A 17,735-nucleotide genomic window follows, 5' to 3' on the forward strand; every position below is an offset into this window, starting at 1 on the left:
CCAGTACGGGATAAGTTATTTTTACAGGCTCCGTCATTATGAGAATGGTCAATTGCCGTTGACAGCCGTTCTCGTAATGAAGGTTTCCGGCCAACTTTGCGCATCAGACCCGGCTTCTCATCGATCACTACGATCTGTCCCTGCATTGTTCCCCAATGCCGCGGATAACTGCAAATAAAATCATAAACTCGGGGCTATTGAATTCCGAACATAAGCTGATTCCGCTGGTACAGATTTCGAACCATTTAATAGAAGATTTGAAGTCATTAGCAGCGATACACTAGAACCAGTTTTTCGGAGATCATCTATCATACATGATCAAAGCGCCAGCCAATAGACCTAGTAAACACAAGATTAATGAATTCAATAAAGAAAGACCCTTTTTTATTTGCCTTTACTTGGATATAACCCGATTTAGCGTGTTGTTCTATTTAAGCTGTTAGCCTGAGGATTGATTTTGTTAACTTTGATGTATGGCACTTCAAGAATCACCTTATATTCCGGACTTAAATATGGAGGACTTACGTCTGACAGGTTTTAAAGTGCACGAGCTATCAGCTACGGCAGATGTGCCTGTAAGAGCAGGCAGAAGGGATTTTTATAAAATGGGACTGGTTGAGGGCGATATGACAATTGACTATGGAGGACGGTTGCTCGAAATAAAAGGAACTGTGCTATTTTTTGTCAACCCAAAAGTGACACATTCTATTATTCGCCACGTCAACAGAACAAGTGGCTATGCGTGCATTTTTACAGAGCATTTTATCAATAGTAGAGCATTGCAGGACTCCCCTCTTTTTAGCGTCGGAGATAATCCGGTAGTCATGCTCAACGAGGAACAAGTGTTGTTTATGACGGGCATCTACAAAAAAATGGTGTCAATATATACAGGTGAATACCCTTACAAGGCGGATCTCATTAGAAATTGTATTGAACTTATTATCCATGAAGCATTAAGAATACAACCATCACAAAATACCCAACCGGTAAGAAATGCGTCCACTAGGATTTACCATTTATTTGTTGACCAGCTTGAAAGGCAATTCCCCATTGAACGTAGCAGTGAGCCACTTAAGTTGAGGACTGCTCAAGATTTTGCAGCGGACCTTTCCGTTCATGTGAACTATCTGAACCGCGCCGTAAAACAGGTAACAGGTAAACCAACTTCCGTGCACATCGCAGCACGGATCATTACTGAAGCGAAAGCCCTTTTACAGCATACTGACTGGAGCGTGGCCGACATTGCATACGCCCTGGGTTTTGAATACCCAGCCTATTTCAATAACTATTTTAAAAGGATTACGGGCGCTACACCAAACTCTTTCCGGAAAGTTTGAAAATCATAAGTAATGGTTTGATTGTGAATCGTCTCCCCCACATTTTGGTTGCAACTTTGTATTGTAAAACTAATAAGTAAAACATATGAAGATTTTAGTGACAGGTGCAACAGGCAAAGTGGGCAGTAGACTTGTTCCACGCCTTTTGGCTAAGGGATACAACGTTTCAATCCTGGTAAGAGATGCAATAAAAGCATCGGAATTGGTCGATCTTGGTGCGAAAGTAATTAAAGGCGATCTATATAATCCAGCCACTTTACCAAACGCTGTAACAGGCATGGACGCAGTGATACATCTTGCGGCCCTTTTCCGAACTTTTACGGATAATGAAGGCATCGTTAAAACAAACCGTGAGGGTACCACCGCATTGGCAGAGGCGGCACTGGCGGCAGGTGTGAAACGATTCATCTTTACCAGTACCAGCAACGTTTATGGTTCAGGATATCGTCGCCCTGCAAGGGAAGATGAAAATGTAGATGTAAATGATCCAAGAGCTTATTCATCCAGCAAGATTGCCGCAGAGCAGCAATTATTGGCGTTGCAGCAAGACAAAGGTTTTGATGTACGCATATTGCGCCTGGCTTTCGTATATGGAGATAAAGATCCTCATATTGCGGAGATCATTCATTTATTGAAAAAATTAAAACGCCATTCGGGATCAAGGATGCATATGGTACACCATCTTGATGTTGCACAAGCAACGTTGCTGTTACTAAATACCGATGGACTGGATGGGCAAATATTCAATGTTGCCGATGACGCTCCTATAACTCTTTATGAAATGGCCGATTCTGTCGGACAGGCAGCTGAAGCTTTTGATGCTGAAGAAATACCGTTTACTGACCCCTTTGAAGGCATCCTCGACATTTCCAAACTAAGGAAGTGGACGGGCTTCCGCCCGTTGGTCCCCAGCTACTATGTGGCACGTGATCTGGATATATTATAATGGGCCTTATTGTGAAGGCTGGCGACCAGAACTGATATAACTGCAACCTGTCCTGACGGTTGTACATTTTCAGAGATCAGAAATAAGTATTGGAAAGTGACGGCATGGCAATGGTTTTTGTGGTGACGTTAGGCCATACGAAGATGATAATAAGAAGGGGCATTGCAGTTAGAGTGCCCCCAAAAGTTTAGACAAATTTAGCTATTAGATTTGTTATTATAATAAGCTCGATATTCCATCGGACTCATTCCGTTTAAATTGAGTTTTATCCTGTTGTTGTTATAATATTCGATATATTCTCTGATAGGGATCAATAATTCCGGTGCTTCCCTGTTAGAAATTGATCACTAAAAATCAACCTCACAAGTCTTAAAAACTTCAGTGATCAAATGTAGAAATGGAGTGTGTCACCATTTTTTTGATTTAACTTGATTTATTTTGACCTTCTCTTTTGTATAGAATATTGATTAAAAGGCATTTTAAACAAGAAAAGTGCACCTTACCGTGAACCTATTGGTACAGAACTCGAACTCTTTATTGGAAGATTTGAGGGGATTGAATCAGCTTAAAGACAATATAATTCAAAGTAAAATAGATACTCTAAAAAATGAAGAAGCTATCAAAGACCAACGTCCGCCTCAAAAGAAATCAGGAAAGTGATAAAGATGATGCTTTACCGATTATTCTTGTACTGCCATTTCTTAAGAGATACATATCAATTCTGTTTTGGAACAAAGTTAATTTCGGATAACTTGGAAAACCCATAATAAAAGAGACAAAGTATTTCAAATTAATAGTCATCGTATTCCATTTTCTTTTAGTATTTTGAAACACAGAATCTAATTCTTACTACGAATGCTTCAAAATACTACTCCAGATGCTGCGGAATCCAGTGCGGGTGATGATTTCCATATATTATGGGCTGTTCAAAAAAGTCTTAAACTAATCAATTTTGATCCGAAAGGCTTGAAGTCGGTTGCCGTAGAAAATCTTTCCAATCAGGATACATCATATTTGGATACGTCTGGCGGAATGAGTTTGGGTGTTGATCTCACCGAATACTATGGAGGAAGATGCTTTGCTGATTCTGAGGAAGTTGTTGTGTCGCAATTAAAATACAGTACTCGAAGCCCAGAGAAGGATTGGACGCCGGCAAGGATCTGTACAAGTAGTAAAGGAGGGCCAGAGGGTTCTATTATTGAACGACTAGCCTCTTTTTATCTTAAACTTTCTGACCAAGTTGATCGAGGGGTTGTTCTAAGCAAACTGAAGATTAAATTGGTCAGCAACAGACCCGCAGCTAAAAAATTGACTACGCTGATAGGGGCTGTAAAAGATTACTCAATTCTTCAATATCCAAAAATCGTCGATCTTCCGGATCTATATACTATTCTAGACTCGAAACAGCAAAAAGAACTGACTAGGTTATTAAACGCATCAAACCTCACCAGTAGCAAATTCGTTGATTTCATCAATGTGCTGGATTTTTCAGATTGCGATGTAGGTTCACGTTTTGAACTCGAACAAAAGATTATCGCTGCGATTTCGTCCTTTACATCCTTCCGTACCTCATTTGAGTACACCTACCTGCATAAACTGATTTGGGGTAAAATGATGCCAGAGCAAAGGGCAATAAATACAATCACTTTGCCCGATGTACTGTATGCATTTGGATTACATGATATATCGGCAATTTTTCCAGTGAAGAATGAAATCTTAAAGCCTGAAAATGTAGTCTTAAGGGAACAACTTTCGGCTATCAGAGCGGAATTATTAAATGAGGATAACAAATTAATTTGTTTGCACGGTAAAGCAGGGATCGGAAAATCTACACTTGTTAACATGATACCTGATATCCTCCCGGAACATTCAGTTACAGTTATCTTTGACTGTTATGGCGGCGGCAGTTACCTTGATCCCGATGATCGCAGACACAAACATGCAACTGGTATTGTCCAATTATGCAATGAGCTATCTTTAAAAGCAGGCTCAAATTTACTGCTTACATTCAATGGTACGGATGAGTTCTTTCTAAAGCAGTTAAAGGAACGTGTTCGGGATGCGCTGGAAGTCATTCGCGTACTTAATCCCGAAGCTATATTGGCCATTATCCTTGATGCAGCTGACAATAGTATAACTGCGACGAATCTTTTTGAAGACAAACCCTTCGTAAAGGATCTCGTGAATATGGAATTTCCTCAAGGCTGCAAAATCATCGTGTCAGCTAGGACTGAGCGAGTAACCACACTTGAATTGCCCAATGTCACAAAACAGATTCGCCTTGAGCCATTTTCCTATGATGAAACCGTTACCTTCCTAGCCGACTATTTCCAAGATGCTAGTGAAGAGCAGATAAAAGAGTTTAGAAGACTAACACATGCGATCCCCAGAGTGATGGCTTACGCATTGGAACTGCCCGGTAAAAACCTTACAGATAAAATGATTCCTTTGAAGCCAAAAGGAAAGACGCTGGAGCAAATCTTTCGCTTAAGGGTGAAAGAGGCAGAGAGGAAATCATCAAAAAATGACGTAACAGCATTTCTGAAAAATTTGATTGCTTTACCAAGACCAGTCCCACTAGATTTTATAAAACATACTACCACTTTGAGCGAAGAAAGTATTGGTGATATCCGGATCGACCTTTGGAGGGAAGTGTCAGAAAATCATCAAGAATTCACTTTCAGAGATGAAGACTTTGAAACTTATTTAAGAAAGACCTATCAGTTAGGCAAAGAAGATTATGTGAAAATTGCTAGTGTGTTTTTACTTCGTGCCGATGAGGATGAATATGCTAGTACGCATCTTGCAAATTTTTTAAGTAAAGCCGAGATGTATGATGTTTTACGAGAGATTGTCATTGAAAAAAAACACCTTTCTTGCCCTTTGGATCCCATAAAAAACAAAGAGGTATTTATTGATCGAGCAAGAACAGCTATGCGAAACGCTTCTATGAATTTTAACCCCCAGAATTTCGCGAAATTATTGGTGGTTTCAGCGGAGGCAGCAAAAACCAATAAGGTGTTGGAGGATATATTGTTTGGGCACCCCGAATTGGCAGCACAATATGGTAATCTACAGACTACTCAGAAAATTTATTTCCAATCTGGTAATCCTGGTTGGTTCGGACCGGTTCATTATCGTAATGCTGCTATTTATGCAAGACAACCTGAAACCAGAGATTTGGCCAAACTGCACTTGCAAAAAGCCAAGGAATGGGTGGAATATAGGAAAAAACTAAACAAGGAAGACCTAGAAGACTATCGGCTTAAAGCATCAGATTTAGCATATGGAGCTGAAGCTATATTTCATCTGTCTGGAGCCGATAGAGCTGTAGATTGGATAAAAGGTTGGAAACCGAAAAAAAACCTTTATTCTGTTGCTGAGCTATGGTTAAAAAACCTAATTAAAACGGACAGAATCACATCTGCTGAACGATGGCTGAAGAAAAATGGTAATGATTTGCGTATAGATACGAGATTGTTAGTTGTTCAGATTTATTTCCTTAACGGACTGAAGCCTCCTTTAGATATAGACAAGATGCTAAAGGATATTGTAATATTTTCCCGCTCCGGAACTAAAAAAGGAGATAAATTATTAGGTGCTATTATGGCTTTCTGTGAGTATTGCCTGAAAACTGGTATCAACTATGAAAATGTTAAGCCCGCTTTGTCTTTGATCCAGCTTGGAGTTCCGACTCATCCTCCGGGATTTTACTCAGATGATACGTCCAAATTGATACAGTTGGATATGCTTTTAAGAAAAGGGATTATATTAAAACTTTTTGAAGGAAGTTCTTTTGAAAGTAAAGATTTCTACCCAAAGAAACTCCAAGAGAGCTATGCAAGTGATGACTATAAAGTTAAATCTCAAGTAGAAGACCAGGTAAAGCGATTTGAACGTATCTATTCCCATCTGTTGCCAGCCTATGAGATCCGGGCGAATTATTTCTTTAAAAAGAATTTGTCAATAACGCACGTAAAAAGCATCGAAAACCAGCTCAAAATACTTACAAATGACTGGGAGTTAAATTACTACCAAAAATACGATGCCACTGCATTGCACAAATTTATTCTTTTGAAACTTCTGGATATCGTCTTCCATCAGAGCGGTGATGGTCTGGTTAATCTAATCAAGAAGCAAATCGTCAATGGACTGAAAGATATAGATATTTTGATTTCCGTTTGCGAAAAATTATCCCAGAAAAAGCGCTTTAAGGATTCCGTAGAATTTATAATGGGACATATTGAAGGTATGATTGACAGAGCTAAACTTTCCGGAAGGGAGATAGTAGATTATTATACCAGAGCTGCTGTTACTGGGAGTATATGCTCGTTGGATACAGGGAAATATTTTTTTGATAAAATGGTCGAAGCTTCCAGTGAGATTGACCTCGAAGCATTCGATCAAATTAGAAGTATCAGGGACTTGGCAGAACAAATACCGCCTTTACAGAATCCTGAACTAGCCATTAAATTCTTTCGATATGCGGAGTACTGTGCAGAAAGATTGCGGAGTTGGGATGGTTTTCCTTGGCATGTGTTGATTCCTACCTTGGCAAGATTGGACACCGGATCGGCATTCATGGGTATTTGTCAATGGGACCACCGTTATGTACAAGCAACAGATGGGCATTATATGGAGTTAATATCTGCCGCTTTGGAACAGGATTTTATTTCAGTAGACATTGCGATTGCAATGTTGGCAATGAATAGATATTATTACGATGGACTGTCAAGCTACTATAAGCTGCTGTTCGCCAAGATAGATGAGAAAAAAGATTATAAACTCAAAAATGAGGCCCTACGACAAATTATCCGTGACATTAAATTCCATTGGTCCAGCAAAAAAAACACTGTTTTTCTGAAGGATTTTTTGAATCTTTTCAAGAACGGGAAATTTACCGACAAGAATATTATAAAAGATTTTGAGAGTTACATTGACGAATTGGAAAGGATTATCTTGATACCAGCTTCTAATGATTCAATAGAGGGAGTTAAAAAGCAGAAAATTGAATCATACCAACGCTTTATAAGTAAACAAAAAACGTTAGATGCTGACATTCTAAATAATATCATACAAGACATAAGAACAGAGATAGGTGGCGATTATATCAATTACAGTCAGCTGTTTGAGGACATTGCTACTAATACTACTGAACAATACTATTCTGTTTATTTGGATGCTCTTATCAGTGTTGGAGATCAAGGTGTCAGTTATTATGACTTTGAATGTGGATTAGAAACATTTCTGACAGCATGGATGAAGAATAAGAAGGTAAAGGAATGGAGACTTTCAGCATTTGAAAAGATTGTCCAAAGGTGGTTTACGATATTTTTTGATGATAACTATGTTAGCTACGAAAGCTTAAAAAGACTAGCAAAGATTTTGGAAATTAATGATGGGGAATTCGCACTATCTTTAATCAAAATTATTCCGGAAGAATTAGACGATTTGTCATCGAGAGCTTTATACCAAATGCTAACAATTGTTTACCCCCTAATAACTGTAGACAAGTGTCCTGAAATACTTTCGTGGATTTTGAGCAGATGGATAGAGCGTGTACCGGAAGACTATACAACAACTGATATTAAGGGGATATTAACCGATGGTACTCCGATAGATGTTGTTGCTCACTTCATCCGTTATAATCTGGGCCACCCCAAGAAGAAGATCCGATGGATAACAGCACACATTTTGCGCCGACTTGCAAAATTAGGAAATAGCAATGTGTTGAAGGCATTGCTCGATTTACAGAATGAACATACTTGCCATCCATTCCAAGACCAGTCCAATACTTTTTATTGGATCTCCGCTAAATTATATCTTTGGATTGCCATAGCTCGGATTAGTCAGGAAACTCCCGAAATCATTTTATCCCTTTCTTCATATCTGATCGCTGAAATGCGAAACAACGAGTTACCTCACGCGCAAATTAAGTACTTCGCCCAATCGGCGGCAGTGGCAATTATTAAACATGATCGAGAGGCTTTTTCTACAGAAGAGATTGAGGAAATTGAAAAGGCACTTTTCAGTCCGTTTGATGTTGTAATCGTCGATAGAGCCGAGTACTCGTCAGATAAGGAACAAACAGACCTCAGGTTTAAATTTGATGTACTGGATAGCTTACCTGGTTGGTATGAACCATTAGGAAGATTATTCAAAGTAGGACCATATGCTGTTGCAGAAATTGCTGATAAATTCATAAGTGAACATTGGGGGTATATTGGCGATGTGCAAAAGGATGATCACATTCAAGATTCAGATTATGGTAATACCAATAATAGACATGGTTCTGAGCCGAGCATTGAAAATTTAAGATCGTATTATGAATATCATGCCATGTTCTGTGCGGCCACAATTCTTTTACAAACAAATCCGCTCATAGTCGAGAGAGATAACTGGCGAGAAACGTGGGAAGAATGGCTTGGAGACTGGGGGTTGTGTTGGAAAGATTTTTGGCTTTCGGATTTTAATGAACCAACTCCCCTGCTAAAGAAATATTGGGTTAATAGCCAAGAGGGCAAGCGAGATTGGGAATGGGATATTCAACACAAGGATTTTGATGAAATTCTGGGTCTTGAAGATCAGGAAACCATCGTTGTTCATCTTGGGTCAACGGTCCATATTGGTAAGGATTATGAAGAGCTAAGCTTAGGTTCAGGTCTCGTAAGTCCCGTCACTGGAAACGCATTGATGAGATTGTTTCAAACTCAATCCGCTTACGATAATCATATTCCATTGGAGAAAGAAACTCAGGATGATTATGAAGACCGATCTTTCAAGGATTCTTTTCCACAATTTAAACTTACAGGTTGGTTATTGGAGGAAAAAACTGACATTGATGGGCTGGACGATCTTGACCCATTATATAAGAATCTTTCAAAGGCTAGAATCCGACCAGGTAGTCTGTTTTGTGAATGGAGTGGCTGTAAGTTTTCTGAGGATTTTAAATTCTCAATTCGTAAGAATAGTGAAAGCGAAGATTGGTTGACGCAGTTTTTCAGCTGGTCAAATCTCAAGGATAAGGATAGCTATAGTGACTTCACTACTGGTGGGGTGATGTTGTTAGCTAAGCGGAAGGAGCTTAAATATTTCCTTAACCACCTGGGGATGGACCTTATTGTCAAAGCAACAATTGGTCGCAAAGTAAAACGGGAAGATTACACGTACTATCCTCCTTATAGTAAAATTTATCTATTTAAATCTAATGGTAAAATCGAAACAATCACAGGAGATAATCTCACTTGGTAAGAAGCTGATTAGAGAATTTTGTGAAGAAGATCGAAGGGATACAACCTTGGGATGGATGGCTCATTATCTATCTGAATTGATTGTATCTGTGGAAAATGAAACGGAACCAGAGAGGAAAGCTGAACTGAAAAAGGAGGCATGTGAAGTCATTTTGATTATATGGAGTAAACGAAATGGTTTTCTGAAGGGTAGTCGTCCGTTATCAGGCTTAAGTTCTGCAGTGGAAGTCATTAACTCCTTGAAGGAAAATGATCCCAAAATGGCGTTTTGGGAGAGAATGCAAAGATATGAGGAGGGTTCTCCTTGGGGTAATTTTGCAAAGACACTTAAGGATTCTTCTGAAAGAATTTTTGATCTTACTTTTTTGGCAAGTATTGGACAGAAGGTTTTATTAAGAGAAAAAGAATGGGAAAAATTCCCAAGCCTTCTTTCGGATGACGAAATACAAATACTGGGTTATCTAGATAGAGTGCTACATAGAGCCGAAAACCCGGTTAAGATCGTGATCGCTGATGCAAGTACTAGTGATGAGGAACAAAAGCCAGAAAAAATTGATGAGGTGCTTAACAAAATTGATGCGATTCTGAAAGAGCAAATGAAAAAGTTTGAAGCACTTAAATCCACTGTCTTCGCTGCAAGACAGACGTTAGATCATGACAAAGACGACAATATTGATCCTGAACTCAATGATTTTCTGGATTAATAAATGCGATGCAGTTTCAAATGTACCGATATATACACTCTGTAAATAATGGGATTCGAGGACCAACAATACACCCCGTTGGTATTCGAACATTTAATTACTAAAAATCACTATAAACAAAGGAACACCGTGCTGATTATTAGCTTATTAAAGTTTTTATAGGAGTTTCAAAACGGTTCATTCTCCAATAATTATAAATTTTCACAAATAAATGGGTCAAAAATGTAAAAACAATAAAGCACTGAAATATATAGGTTTATTACAAAAGCCTCAACTCCGGGTGGACTGGTCATCATGGGCAGAGACCATAGCCTAAGCGCGGCGTAACTGGCAGATTTTGAGACCGTCAAAAGAAAATATAAAAACATTCTGGATATTCAAACTTATGATAAACTCATCAGACGGGCTCCAATGACGATCTACGCTCGTCAGCTACTTTTTAAGCTTACTATTATACATCAACCTAATTAAATTGGGAAACCATCTAACAGATGGTTTCTATTTTCCAACTATTGAATTATTCTGCGAAAATCAGTAGATTTAGCTTTTAAATTAAGACTCCATTATGCCGAAAACAATCTCTGCCAACCTGCTCATTTATTTAAACACTCAACCTTCCTAATGCCTGTTTCAATCAAGTTTTATCCAGCAGGTTGCGGAGATGCAATACGGATTATGTTTTGGGAAGACGGCCAACCCCCTAAAAATATATTTATCGATTCTGGCTACAAGGCCACGTTTCTGACTTATATTAAAGCCGATATATTTACCGATTTTTCCTCAGAAGAAAAAATTAACCTTTGGGTTATCACCCATATGGATGAAGATCACATCAACGGGATAATAGTTTTTTTGAGCATGTTAAAGCAAATTGAAAAACCGGAAATGATAGAAGAATTATGGTTCAACTGCTTTGAGCGGTTGAACTTGCCCGATAACAGCTCCGGTAAATCCGGTATCAAAAATGCCATCAAGGTTAGGGAATTCTTAACTGAAGAAAACTTCAGCGCCAAAGTAATCGATCAGCTTACTAGCAAAGTCGAACCGGTTAAAATCGGAAATGCGCAGCTCACTGTTTTGTCCCCAGATATTGAGGGTTATACAGCTTTAGCAGGCCATTGGGCACAATTGGAAGAATACTACTGGGAAAACGAAAATAAATCTAAATCCGCCGATGAGGACGAGTTTCCTGCAGATGATGCTATAATAATTGAAGAACTTGCTTCCAGAAAATATTTCAAAGAAGATGAAAACGATGTGGCCAATCGTACCAGTATCGCCTTTTTATTTGAACATCCTGAAATCAGTGTGCTTTTTCTGGGAGATGCACATCCGAGTCTGGTTGTTTCTGCGATAGAGCAGCTGAATAAATCCCGTGGAGAAAAGCTCAATGTGGATTACATCAAGCTTTCGCATCACGGCAGCAGAAAAAACTTTCACCATTCACTCCTAGATGTGGTCGATTGTAACCGTTTCATTATTTCCTCTTGCGGAGATAATTGTGACGGACTACCTAATAAAGAGACCTTTGCCAGGATTTTATCCCGAACAGATAAAGAGAAAAAGATATATTTTTATTTCAATTATGATACTGCAAGATTCCGAAAGATGTTTGAAGTGGATGCAAAGGAACTAAACATGTATAATTTTGAATGCGTGTTTCCAGAAGCTGAGAACGCTACACTTTATATCGAAAGGGGAACCGATGGGTAGTGAATTAAACGCAAATCAGTTTACCGTACGTATTAAAAGTATAAATGTACGGGGAAGTGGGATTATCGGAAGGCTAAAAGAGGATGAGGATTATGTCTATGTTTTTACCGCCAAGCACTGTATCTTAGGTGAAAAATTTTCCAACGAAGCCAGCATATCCGACATTAAGATTTTGGACATCTACAACGGTGAAGAGGAAAAAGCTGAACTCAAGTGCGAAGCAGGAGATGATCTGCTACTTTCATCAGATAAAGAAGATATCGCCATCATCAAACTAGCAATTAAACGCTTGGCTGGAGCGGTGGAGCATCTCCCTTTCATTAGATTGGCTTTATTGGATGATAACGTCGGCCCACTTACTTTTAGAGGCTATCCCAAGTATGCAGATAAGACCAAAACGCTTTCAGGAAACCGCCCACATGAAGATGATGAGGGGCGTTTCTTTGAAATCGCAGTACCCGATAAGTTTTTCGATCTTTTTAGCCCACAACCCGAGAATGTACTTGTAAAGGGCTTTTCAGGGGCTCCCGTTTTTCAGATCCTTGAAGAACAGCTTTACTGTTTTGGCATCATACATGAGTTTGAAACGATTGGAAACCGTTTCAAAGCCACAAACTCGGTTGCTATAACTGAATTGCTAGCTAAACAAATTCAGCTTTATGAACCTTGGGTAGAACAAATAGCCTCGACAGAAAAGCTGTCGAAAATGCTGAAAAGCTCATCCGACAAGCTTGGTGTCAGGTTTGATGCAGAAAATAATTACCCAGTAAGTTTGGAACGCGAATTTGAGCTCATTGCAAAAGGGGAACACTTCACGGCTGAAGTGAATAAAAATTTGAAGAGCGCCCTGTTGGCTTTAGAAGCTTTCTATATGGCCTACACCAGTGAAATCCAAAAATTTATCTCCGAATTTGGGAACCGCAGGATTTCCAGTAAGGATGCGAAAGAAATCAAAAAACCAGTAACCTTTAAGATATTTTTTAACCAGGGATTACAGCAGTACAATTTCTTTAAGTCACACTACCATTCAATGGAATGGCAAAGTGTGAGCAATGAGCATTTGAAACAGTTCTTGACAGAATTAGATGCGTTGCTCACCACATATCAGGTACTACCCGAGGCTCTGGACCGTTTGGTAATCAGATTGCAAATTCCCATTGGGCCGAACCTAAACTCGGTAAACCTACTTAAATCTGAGCTTCAGCGGGGTGGGAACGTTTTAGAAGATGTGAAAAAAAGTTTAGTGGACTTAACTACATTTCCGAATGCCAAAATGATCATGGTAACTGGGAAAGGCGGAAACGGCAAGTCCCAACTCTTGGCACACATGTCCAACAGGTGGCATCTTGCAGGCCATGCGGTCCTGATGGCACTAGGGCAGCGCTTTGGAAGAAATTCCGATCCATCCGGCCAGTTTCTGGAACAATTAGAAATAAAGACGACATGGAAAACCTTTCTTTCTGCGATGCAGGCAAAGAGCGTGGCCAGTGGTAAATCCTCTTTCTTGGTTATTGATGCTCTCAATGAAGGTAAGGGCTTAGTTCTGTGGAACAACAACTTGATCAGTTTCCTTCGTTCTTTAGCGGATTATTCTGGAATCAAAGTAATCATGAGCTACCGGGATTCTTTTGCAGATGGCTTATTCAAAGGCATAGATGTGCCTGCGGATTTAACACTGAGGCATAACGGTTTTTTGGGAAAAGAGACTGAGGCCATGAAGGTATTTTTCGACCGCAACGGAATTGACATTGATAAAGTTCCCTTTAACGCTGAGTTTTCAAATCCGCTGTACCTTAAGCTTTTTTGTATCGCTTTTGGCAATGGCGCATTGGTTGAAAATCTTGATGTTTCAACGAGTATCTTTATGATCATCGAAAGGGTCTTGGCTCATGTCAATGGAAAACTTGGCGAAGAACACCATTATAATTACAAGTCCGAGAAAATTAACCTGGTTGTTAAGGCGGTTGATATTTTCGTAAAGAAACTAGTGGAATTGAATGAAGTGCAATTGCCCTATGAGGATGCCTTCCTCCTGATAGATGCGGCCGTAGGTATGTTTCTGAACAAAAAAGGCTTTGTGAATGGTCTTGTTGATGAAGAGATTTTTCAAGACAACCTCTCTACTGATGGCGCCACCTACCTTCTGGATTTTGCCTACGAGCGCTTCGGGGAACATTTGAAGGCCCGCCAGCTATTAAGAGGCATGAGTCTTGATCAAATTCAGGAGGCTTTTATACCAGATGGAAACTTTTATCAACTCTTCATCTCATCCAAGGTCCCTATAGAGAAAAATAAAGGTTTGTTAGAGGCCATGACCGTGCAGATTCAGGACACATTTGGTATGGAATTTTTAACGGTTGCACCCGCTATGGATGAACTTGCGCAAGGGAACTCATTTGTCATGAGTTTAATCCAGAATAGAGGCAATATTCCCATCAGTAGAGCGACTAAAAAATTCATTTTCAAAACCATGCAAACAGATAGTCAAACCCAAGATTCATTATGGTTTGAGCTCTTGAACAGAACTGACGAAGAGGGTTTCTTTAATGCGGAGTTTTTACATGAGTATCTTTTCTCCCAGACCATGGCGCAGCGTGATGCTGGCTGGACGATTTTTATCAACGGAGAATTTGACGGGATCTATGATCAAGGACTGATCTCAACGATTATCCTTCGCGCCCTGGAGACGACAACAGATACCAAAGCTTCGGAGCAGAAAATTTGGTTAAATGGGCTGGCCCTTTCCTGGATGCTTTGCAGCTCGAACCGCTCGCTGCGCGACCAGGTCACTAAGGCCCTTATACTGGTATTCAAGGATAACCCCAGCCTTCTAATCAAACTGATGAATGTTTTCGACGCCATAAACGATCCCTACATCCTGCAGCGTATATATGCCATCGTTTATGGCGTCAGTGTCAGAGCAGTATCTTCTGTCGCTTTTAAAGAAATAGGTGAAACCGTGTACAAGTTGATATTTGCAAAACCTGAGGTTTACCCCGATCTGTTACTTAGGGATTATGCGAGGGCAACAATAGAACATCTTGCGGCGATAGGTATGCGTTTTGATTTTGATTTGGATAAGATCAAGCCACCATATAAATCCAAAGTTTTTGATTTTTTCCCAGATAATGAGGAAATCGACGTTCTCTTGGATCGGATGGATGGAGTGAATAAAGAGCAAACATCGGGTTCAAAGATGCTGATGAAATCGATGGTCACAGAATACGGCCGCGGTACAGCAAGCTATGGAGATTTTGGGCGCTATGTGTTCGGTTCCGCGGTAAGGAACTGGAAAGATGTCGAGGAAAATCTCCTGAGCAACCTCGCCATAAAGATGATCATCGAAGAGTTTGGCTACAGTGAACTACTCCATGGTGAATATGACTCCAGGCGTGGCAGCGGCCGTTCCAGAAGAAACGCCCATGTGGAAAGAATTGGAAAAAAATATCAGTGGATCGCTTTCTATCAGATTTTGGCGAGGCTAGCGGACAATGAAAAATTCTACGACCGATATTCTTTTACCAAAGAGCAAGGAACCTTTCACGGCCCTTGGAGACCTTTTGTACGAGATATTGACCCAACTTTGGTTTTGGCTTTCAAAAGAAAACGAAGAGCGCTACCGCAATGGCTCGAAAAACCAGAATTTAAAGCCTGGATGGACCAAGACACCTCTTGGTTCAGTAGTGAAGAAGATCTGCCGGACCTGACAATGATATTAGGCAAAACAGACGAAAAAAACCACGAATGGCTAATGTTGAACGGTAAGACAGAGTGGCTTCAGGTAGAGGATAAGCAAAGCGTTTCCAAGCGACTGAATTACCAGATCATGAGTTTTGTGTGTGCAAAAGAAGATTTTCAGGCATTATTGGAGTATCTCTTAAGGCAACGAACATGGGATGAGCAAATCCACCAGATTCCGAGTAATTACACCGTTTTTAATCGCGAATATTATTACTCACCAGCATATATAGATTCTGATTTAGCCGATGAGGAGAGCAGGGTATTTGAGGATGAAGTCCTTCAAGCCACTCATGATTTCGTACAGGAGGTAACCGTTACTGCCACCCACTATAACTGGGAGGCCTCTGCAGATCAATCCCTTGAGCGCAATATTGGACTACTAAAGCCCGCAAAGAGTTTATTTGAACTCTTGGAACTGAAAATAAGCACACTTGATGAAATGTATTCGAACGCTCTAGGAGAAGTCGTTGCAATGGATCAGTCAGTGAACTATGACTCGGATCCTTGTTTATGGATAAGGAAGCAGGATTTGCTTGAAATGCTCGAAAAAAAAGGAAAAACAATAATCTGGACCGTATACGGTCAGAAAGATCAGGCGAATAGCTTTCAATATGACCTCGTGCAGTGCTCCAGATCAGTTATCTATTTTGAAAGAGGGAAAATTAATGTGGCGACCAGGTTTTCGCAAGACTTTGACTAAGAGCCAAATGGTTACAGTGTACTCTAGATGTCAGTAGCTTTCAATGAAAATCTAAAATTATTTGGTAATATTTAAATGCGATGTAGAAATGCAATAAGTTAATTCAAGTAGCTAAAACACATGGTCATTTTGATATCTTGTTGGCTAATTGATTATTCGAAGAGATTGCCTCGAGGCTCTGCCTCGGAGTTCTAGAGGAAAAGTTTGAAAAACGGATAATTTTTCATTACAATTTGAACTGTATCGTTATGAAAATCAAAAAGCAAGAAACGGAGTTATCTGTATAGACATAGTTCATCTAGTATATTTTATTGGCGAGAAAGGGTTTGTATTGCAAACTATATTAATAAAAGACAAGTATACCAAAAATGGCGCCATTTTACTTTTTTGTGATCCCGCGGGGATTCGAACGTCGTTCAAATATCAGCGTTTAAATAGTATTTGGAGGTGTTTTTAAATTCGATTCACCGAATCGCTTACCATTTTTTTCAATACGTTTTAGCTGCGATTACTATGTTTACACATACGATTTTTCTTAAAAAACTCTTCAAAATAAAAATTACTGCATATAACCTTTCTTACTACTATATCCAGTCCCGAATTGATCTTAATCTTGAAGTATTAATTTCTCACCCCCCTTTTTAATCTCCATCTGGCTTTTACCAGTTATTTCGCTAATCTTTTCCATAAAGTTACTCGTAGTAATTTCTTTATTTGTAGTACAGTTTATAAAAATAATCCAAGCCGTAATTATCGATCAAATATTTACAGAAAGCCGCCGCAAACCTGTACGTCAAATTGCTATTATACTGTTGCTCTACCTGTCTTGAGTATAAATTATCAAAATTGCATTTACCGGTTGCATCACAAGACTTCAACTCTTCTTTTCCCTTTTTATAACTTTCGTCCCTTTATACATTCCGTCATATAATACAGCTATACCTTCTTGCATAAAAAAACAATTTGCACTTGACCGTAAAACTGCATGTACAAACTCGAGCTTATAAACAGGGTTCTCATTTATTGCTACTATAAACCCCTCTGGGATATTAGTATAAGCTCCTAGACCTCCATTCCAGATTATGATGTTAGAAAGATTATTCAGTTCTTCCTCATTAGCGCACATATAATAATCAATTGGCATTTTTAACTTTGGTTTCTTATGTTGAATATATAGGCTTTCAAGCGCTTCATTCGTTTTAATCATAGCTTTTTCATCAACGTCGTAAAAAGGTGACACATAGAAATTCAGATTTTCAGTCTCGTATTTTTTAAATCGATGTGAATCAGTATCCGCCCTATGAACTACATATTTGATTTGTCGATGATTTGTTTATAGTTTTG

General features: G+C 39.3%; 8 protein-coding genes and 1 pseudogene. 7 read left to right on the forward strand and 2 right to left on the reverse strand.

The annotated features are described in order from the left end of the window. The first annotated feature begins 473 nt into the window (after positions 1-473). Both FM107_RS05120 and FM107_RS05125 read left to right on the forward strand, forming a co-directional pair. On the forward strand, positions 474-1,337 hold the full coding sequence (locus tag FM107_RS05120) for an AraC family transcriptional regulator (RefSeq protein ID WP_086947450.1): 864 nt from the start codon (positions 474-476) through the stop codon (positions 1,335-1,337). Between the two features lie 85 nt (positions 1,338-1,422). Then, positions 1,423-2,283 carry an NAD(P)-dependent oxidoreductase gene (locus FM107_RS05125; RefSeq protein ID WP_086947451.1) on the forward strand — a complete coding sequence of 287 codons (861 nt, stop codon included), beginning with the start codon at positions 1,423-1,425 and terminating at the stop codon, positions 2,281-2,283. A 197-nt stretch (positions 2,284-2,480) separates the two neighbouring features. Here the strand turns inward: FM107_RS05125 and FM107_RS05130 are convergent. Next, positions 2,481-2,603: pseudogene (locus FM107_RS05130) on the reverse strand (IS3 family transposase); the annotation flags it as partial. Positions 2,604-2,890: 287 nt separating this feature from the next. Here FM107_RS05130 and FM107_RS19475 point away from each other — a divergent pair. The 5 genes from FM107_RS19475 (at position 2,891) to FM107_RS05150 (ending at position 16,391) form a co-directional block, all read left to right on the forward strand. Next, positions 2,891-3,034 (forward strand): hypothetical protein, encoded by a 144-nt coding sequence (locus tag FM107_RS19475; RefSeq protein ID WP_179204408.1) that lies wholly within the window; start codon positions 2,891-2,893, stop codon positions 3,032-3,034. A gap of 104 nt (positions 3,035-3,138) precedes the next feature. Continuing rightward, entirely contained in the window at positions 3,139-9,534 is a 6,396-nt protein-coding gene (locus tag FM107_RS05135) for an ATP-binding protein (protein ID WP_086947453.1), read from the forward strand. Then, positions 9,491-10,237: a hypothetical protein gene (locus FM107_RS05140; protein ID WP_086947454.1), complete on the forward strand. Its 747-nt coding sequence runs from the start codon at positions 9,491-9,493 to the stop codon at positions 10,235-10,237. The genes FM107_RS05135 and FM107_RS05140 overlap by 44 nt, the downstream gene beginning before the upstream one ends. 675 nt (positions 10,238-10,912) lie before the next feature. Then, positions 10,913-11,950, forward strand: coding sequence for a hypothetical protein (locus tag FM107_RS05145; RefSeq protein WP_143559435.1), 1,038 nt, complete (start codon positions 10,913-10,915; stop codon positions 11,948-11,950). Next, positions 11,943-16,391 carry a trypsin-like peptidase domain-containing protein gene (locus FM107_RS05150; RefSeq protein WP_086947456.1) on the forward strand — a complete coding sequence of 1,483 codons (4,449 nt, stop codon included), beginning with the start codon at positions 11,943-11,945 and terminating at the stop codon, positions 16,389-16,391. The genes FM107_RS05145 and FM107_RS05150 overlap by 8 nt, the downstream gene beginning before the upstream one ends. Before the next feature lie 874 nt (positions 16,392-17,265). On the opposite strand, the gene FM107_RS05155 is transcribed toward FM107_RS05150, so the two are convergent. Then, on the reverse strand, positions 17,266-17,598 hold the full coding sequence (locus FM107_RS05155; RefSeq protein WP_086947457.1) for a hypothetical protein: 333 nt from the start codon (positions 17,596-17,598) through the stop codon (positions 17,266-17,268). Between the last annotated feature and the right edge of the window lie 137 nt (positions 17,599-17,735).

Origin of the sequence: Sphingobacterium sp. JB170 (assembly GCF_900163865.1) — a bacterium.
GTDB lineage: Bacteria > Bacteroidota > Bacteroidia > Sphingobacteriales > Sphingobacteriaceae > Sphingobacterium.

Coding starts and splice junctions, on each gene's coding strand:
- FM107_RS05120 (WP_086947450.1), top strand. CDS start 474: ATGGCACTTCAAGAATCACCTTATATTCCGGACTTAAATATGGAGGAC.
- FM107_RS05125 (WP_086947451.1), top strand. CDS start 1,423: ATGAAGATTTTAGTGACAGGTGCAACAGGCAAAGTGGGCAGTAGACTT.
- FM107_RS19475 (WP_179204408.1), top strand. CDS start 2,891: ATGAAGAAGCTATCAAAGACCAACGTCCGCCTCAAAAGAAATCAGGAA.
- FM107_RS05135 (WP_086947453.1), top strand. CDS start 3,139: ATGCTTCAAAATACTACTCCAGATGCTGCGGAATCCAGTGCGGGTGAT.
- FM107_RS05140 (WP_086947454.1), top strand. CDS start 9,491: ATGGTAAAATCGAAACAATCACAGGAGATAATCTCACTTGGTAAGAAG.
- FM107_RS05145 (WP_143559435.1), top strand. CDS start 10,913: ATGTTTTGGGAAGACGGCCAACCCCCTAAAAATATATTTATCGATTCT.
- FM107_RS05150 (WP_086947456.1), top strand. CDS start 11,943: ATGGGTAGTGAATTAAACGCAAATCAGTTTACCGTACGTATTAAAAGT.
- FM107_RS05155 (WP_086947457.1), bottom strand. CDS start 17,598: ATGATTAAAACGAATGAAGCGCTTGAAAGCCTATATATTCAACATAAG.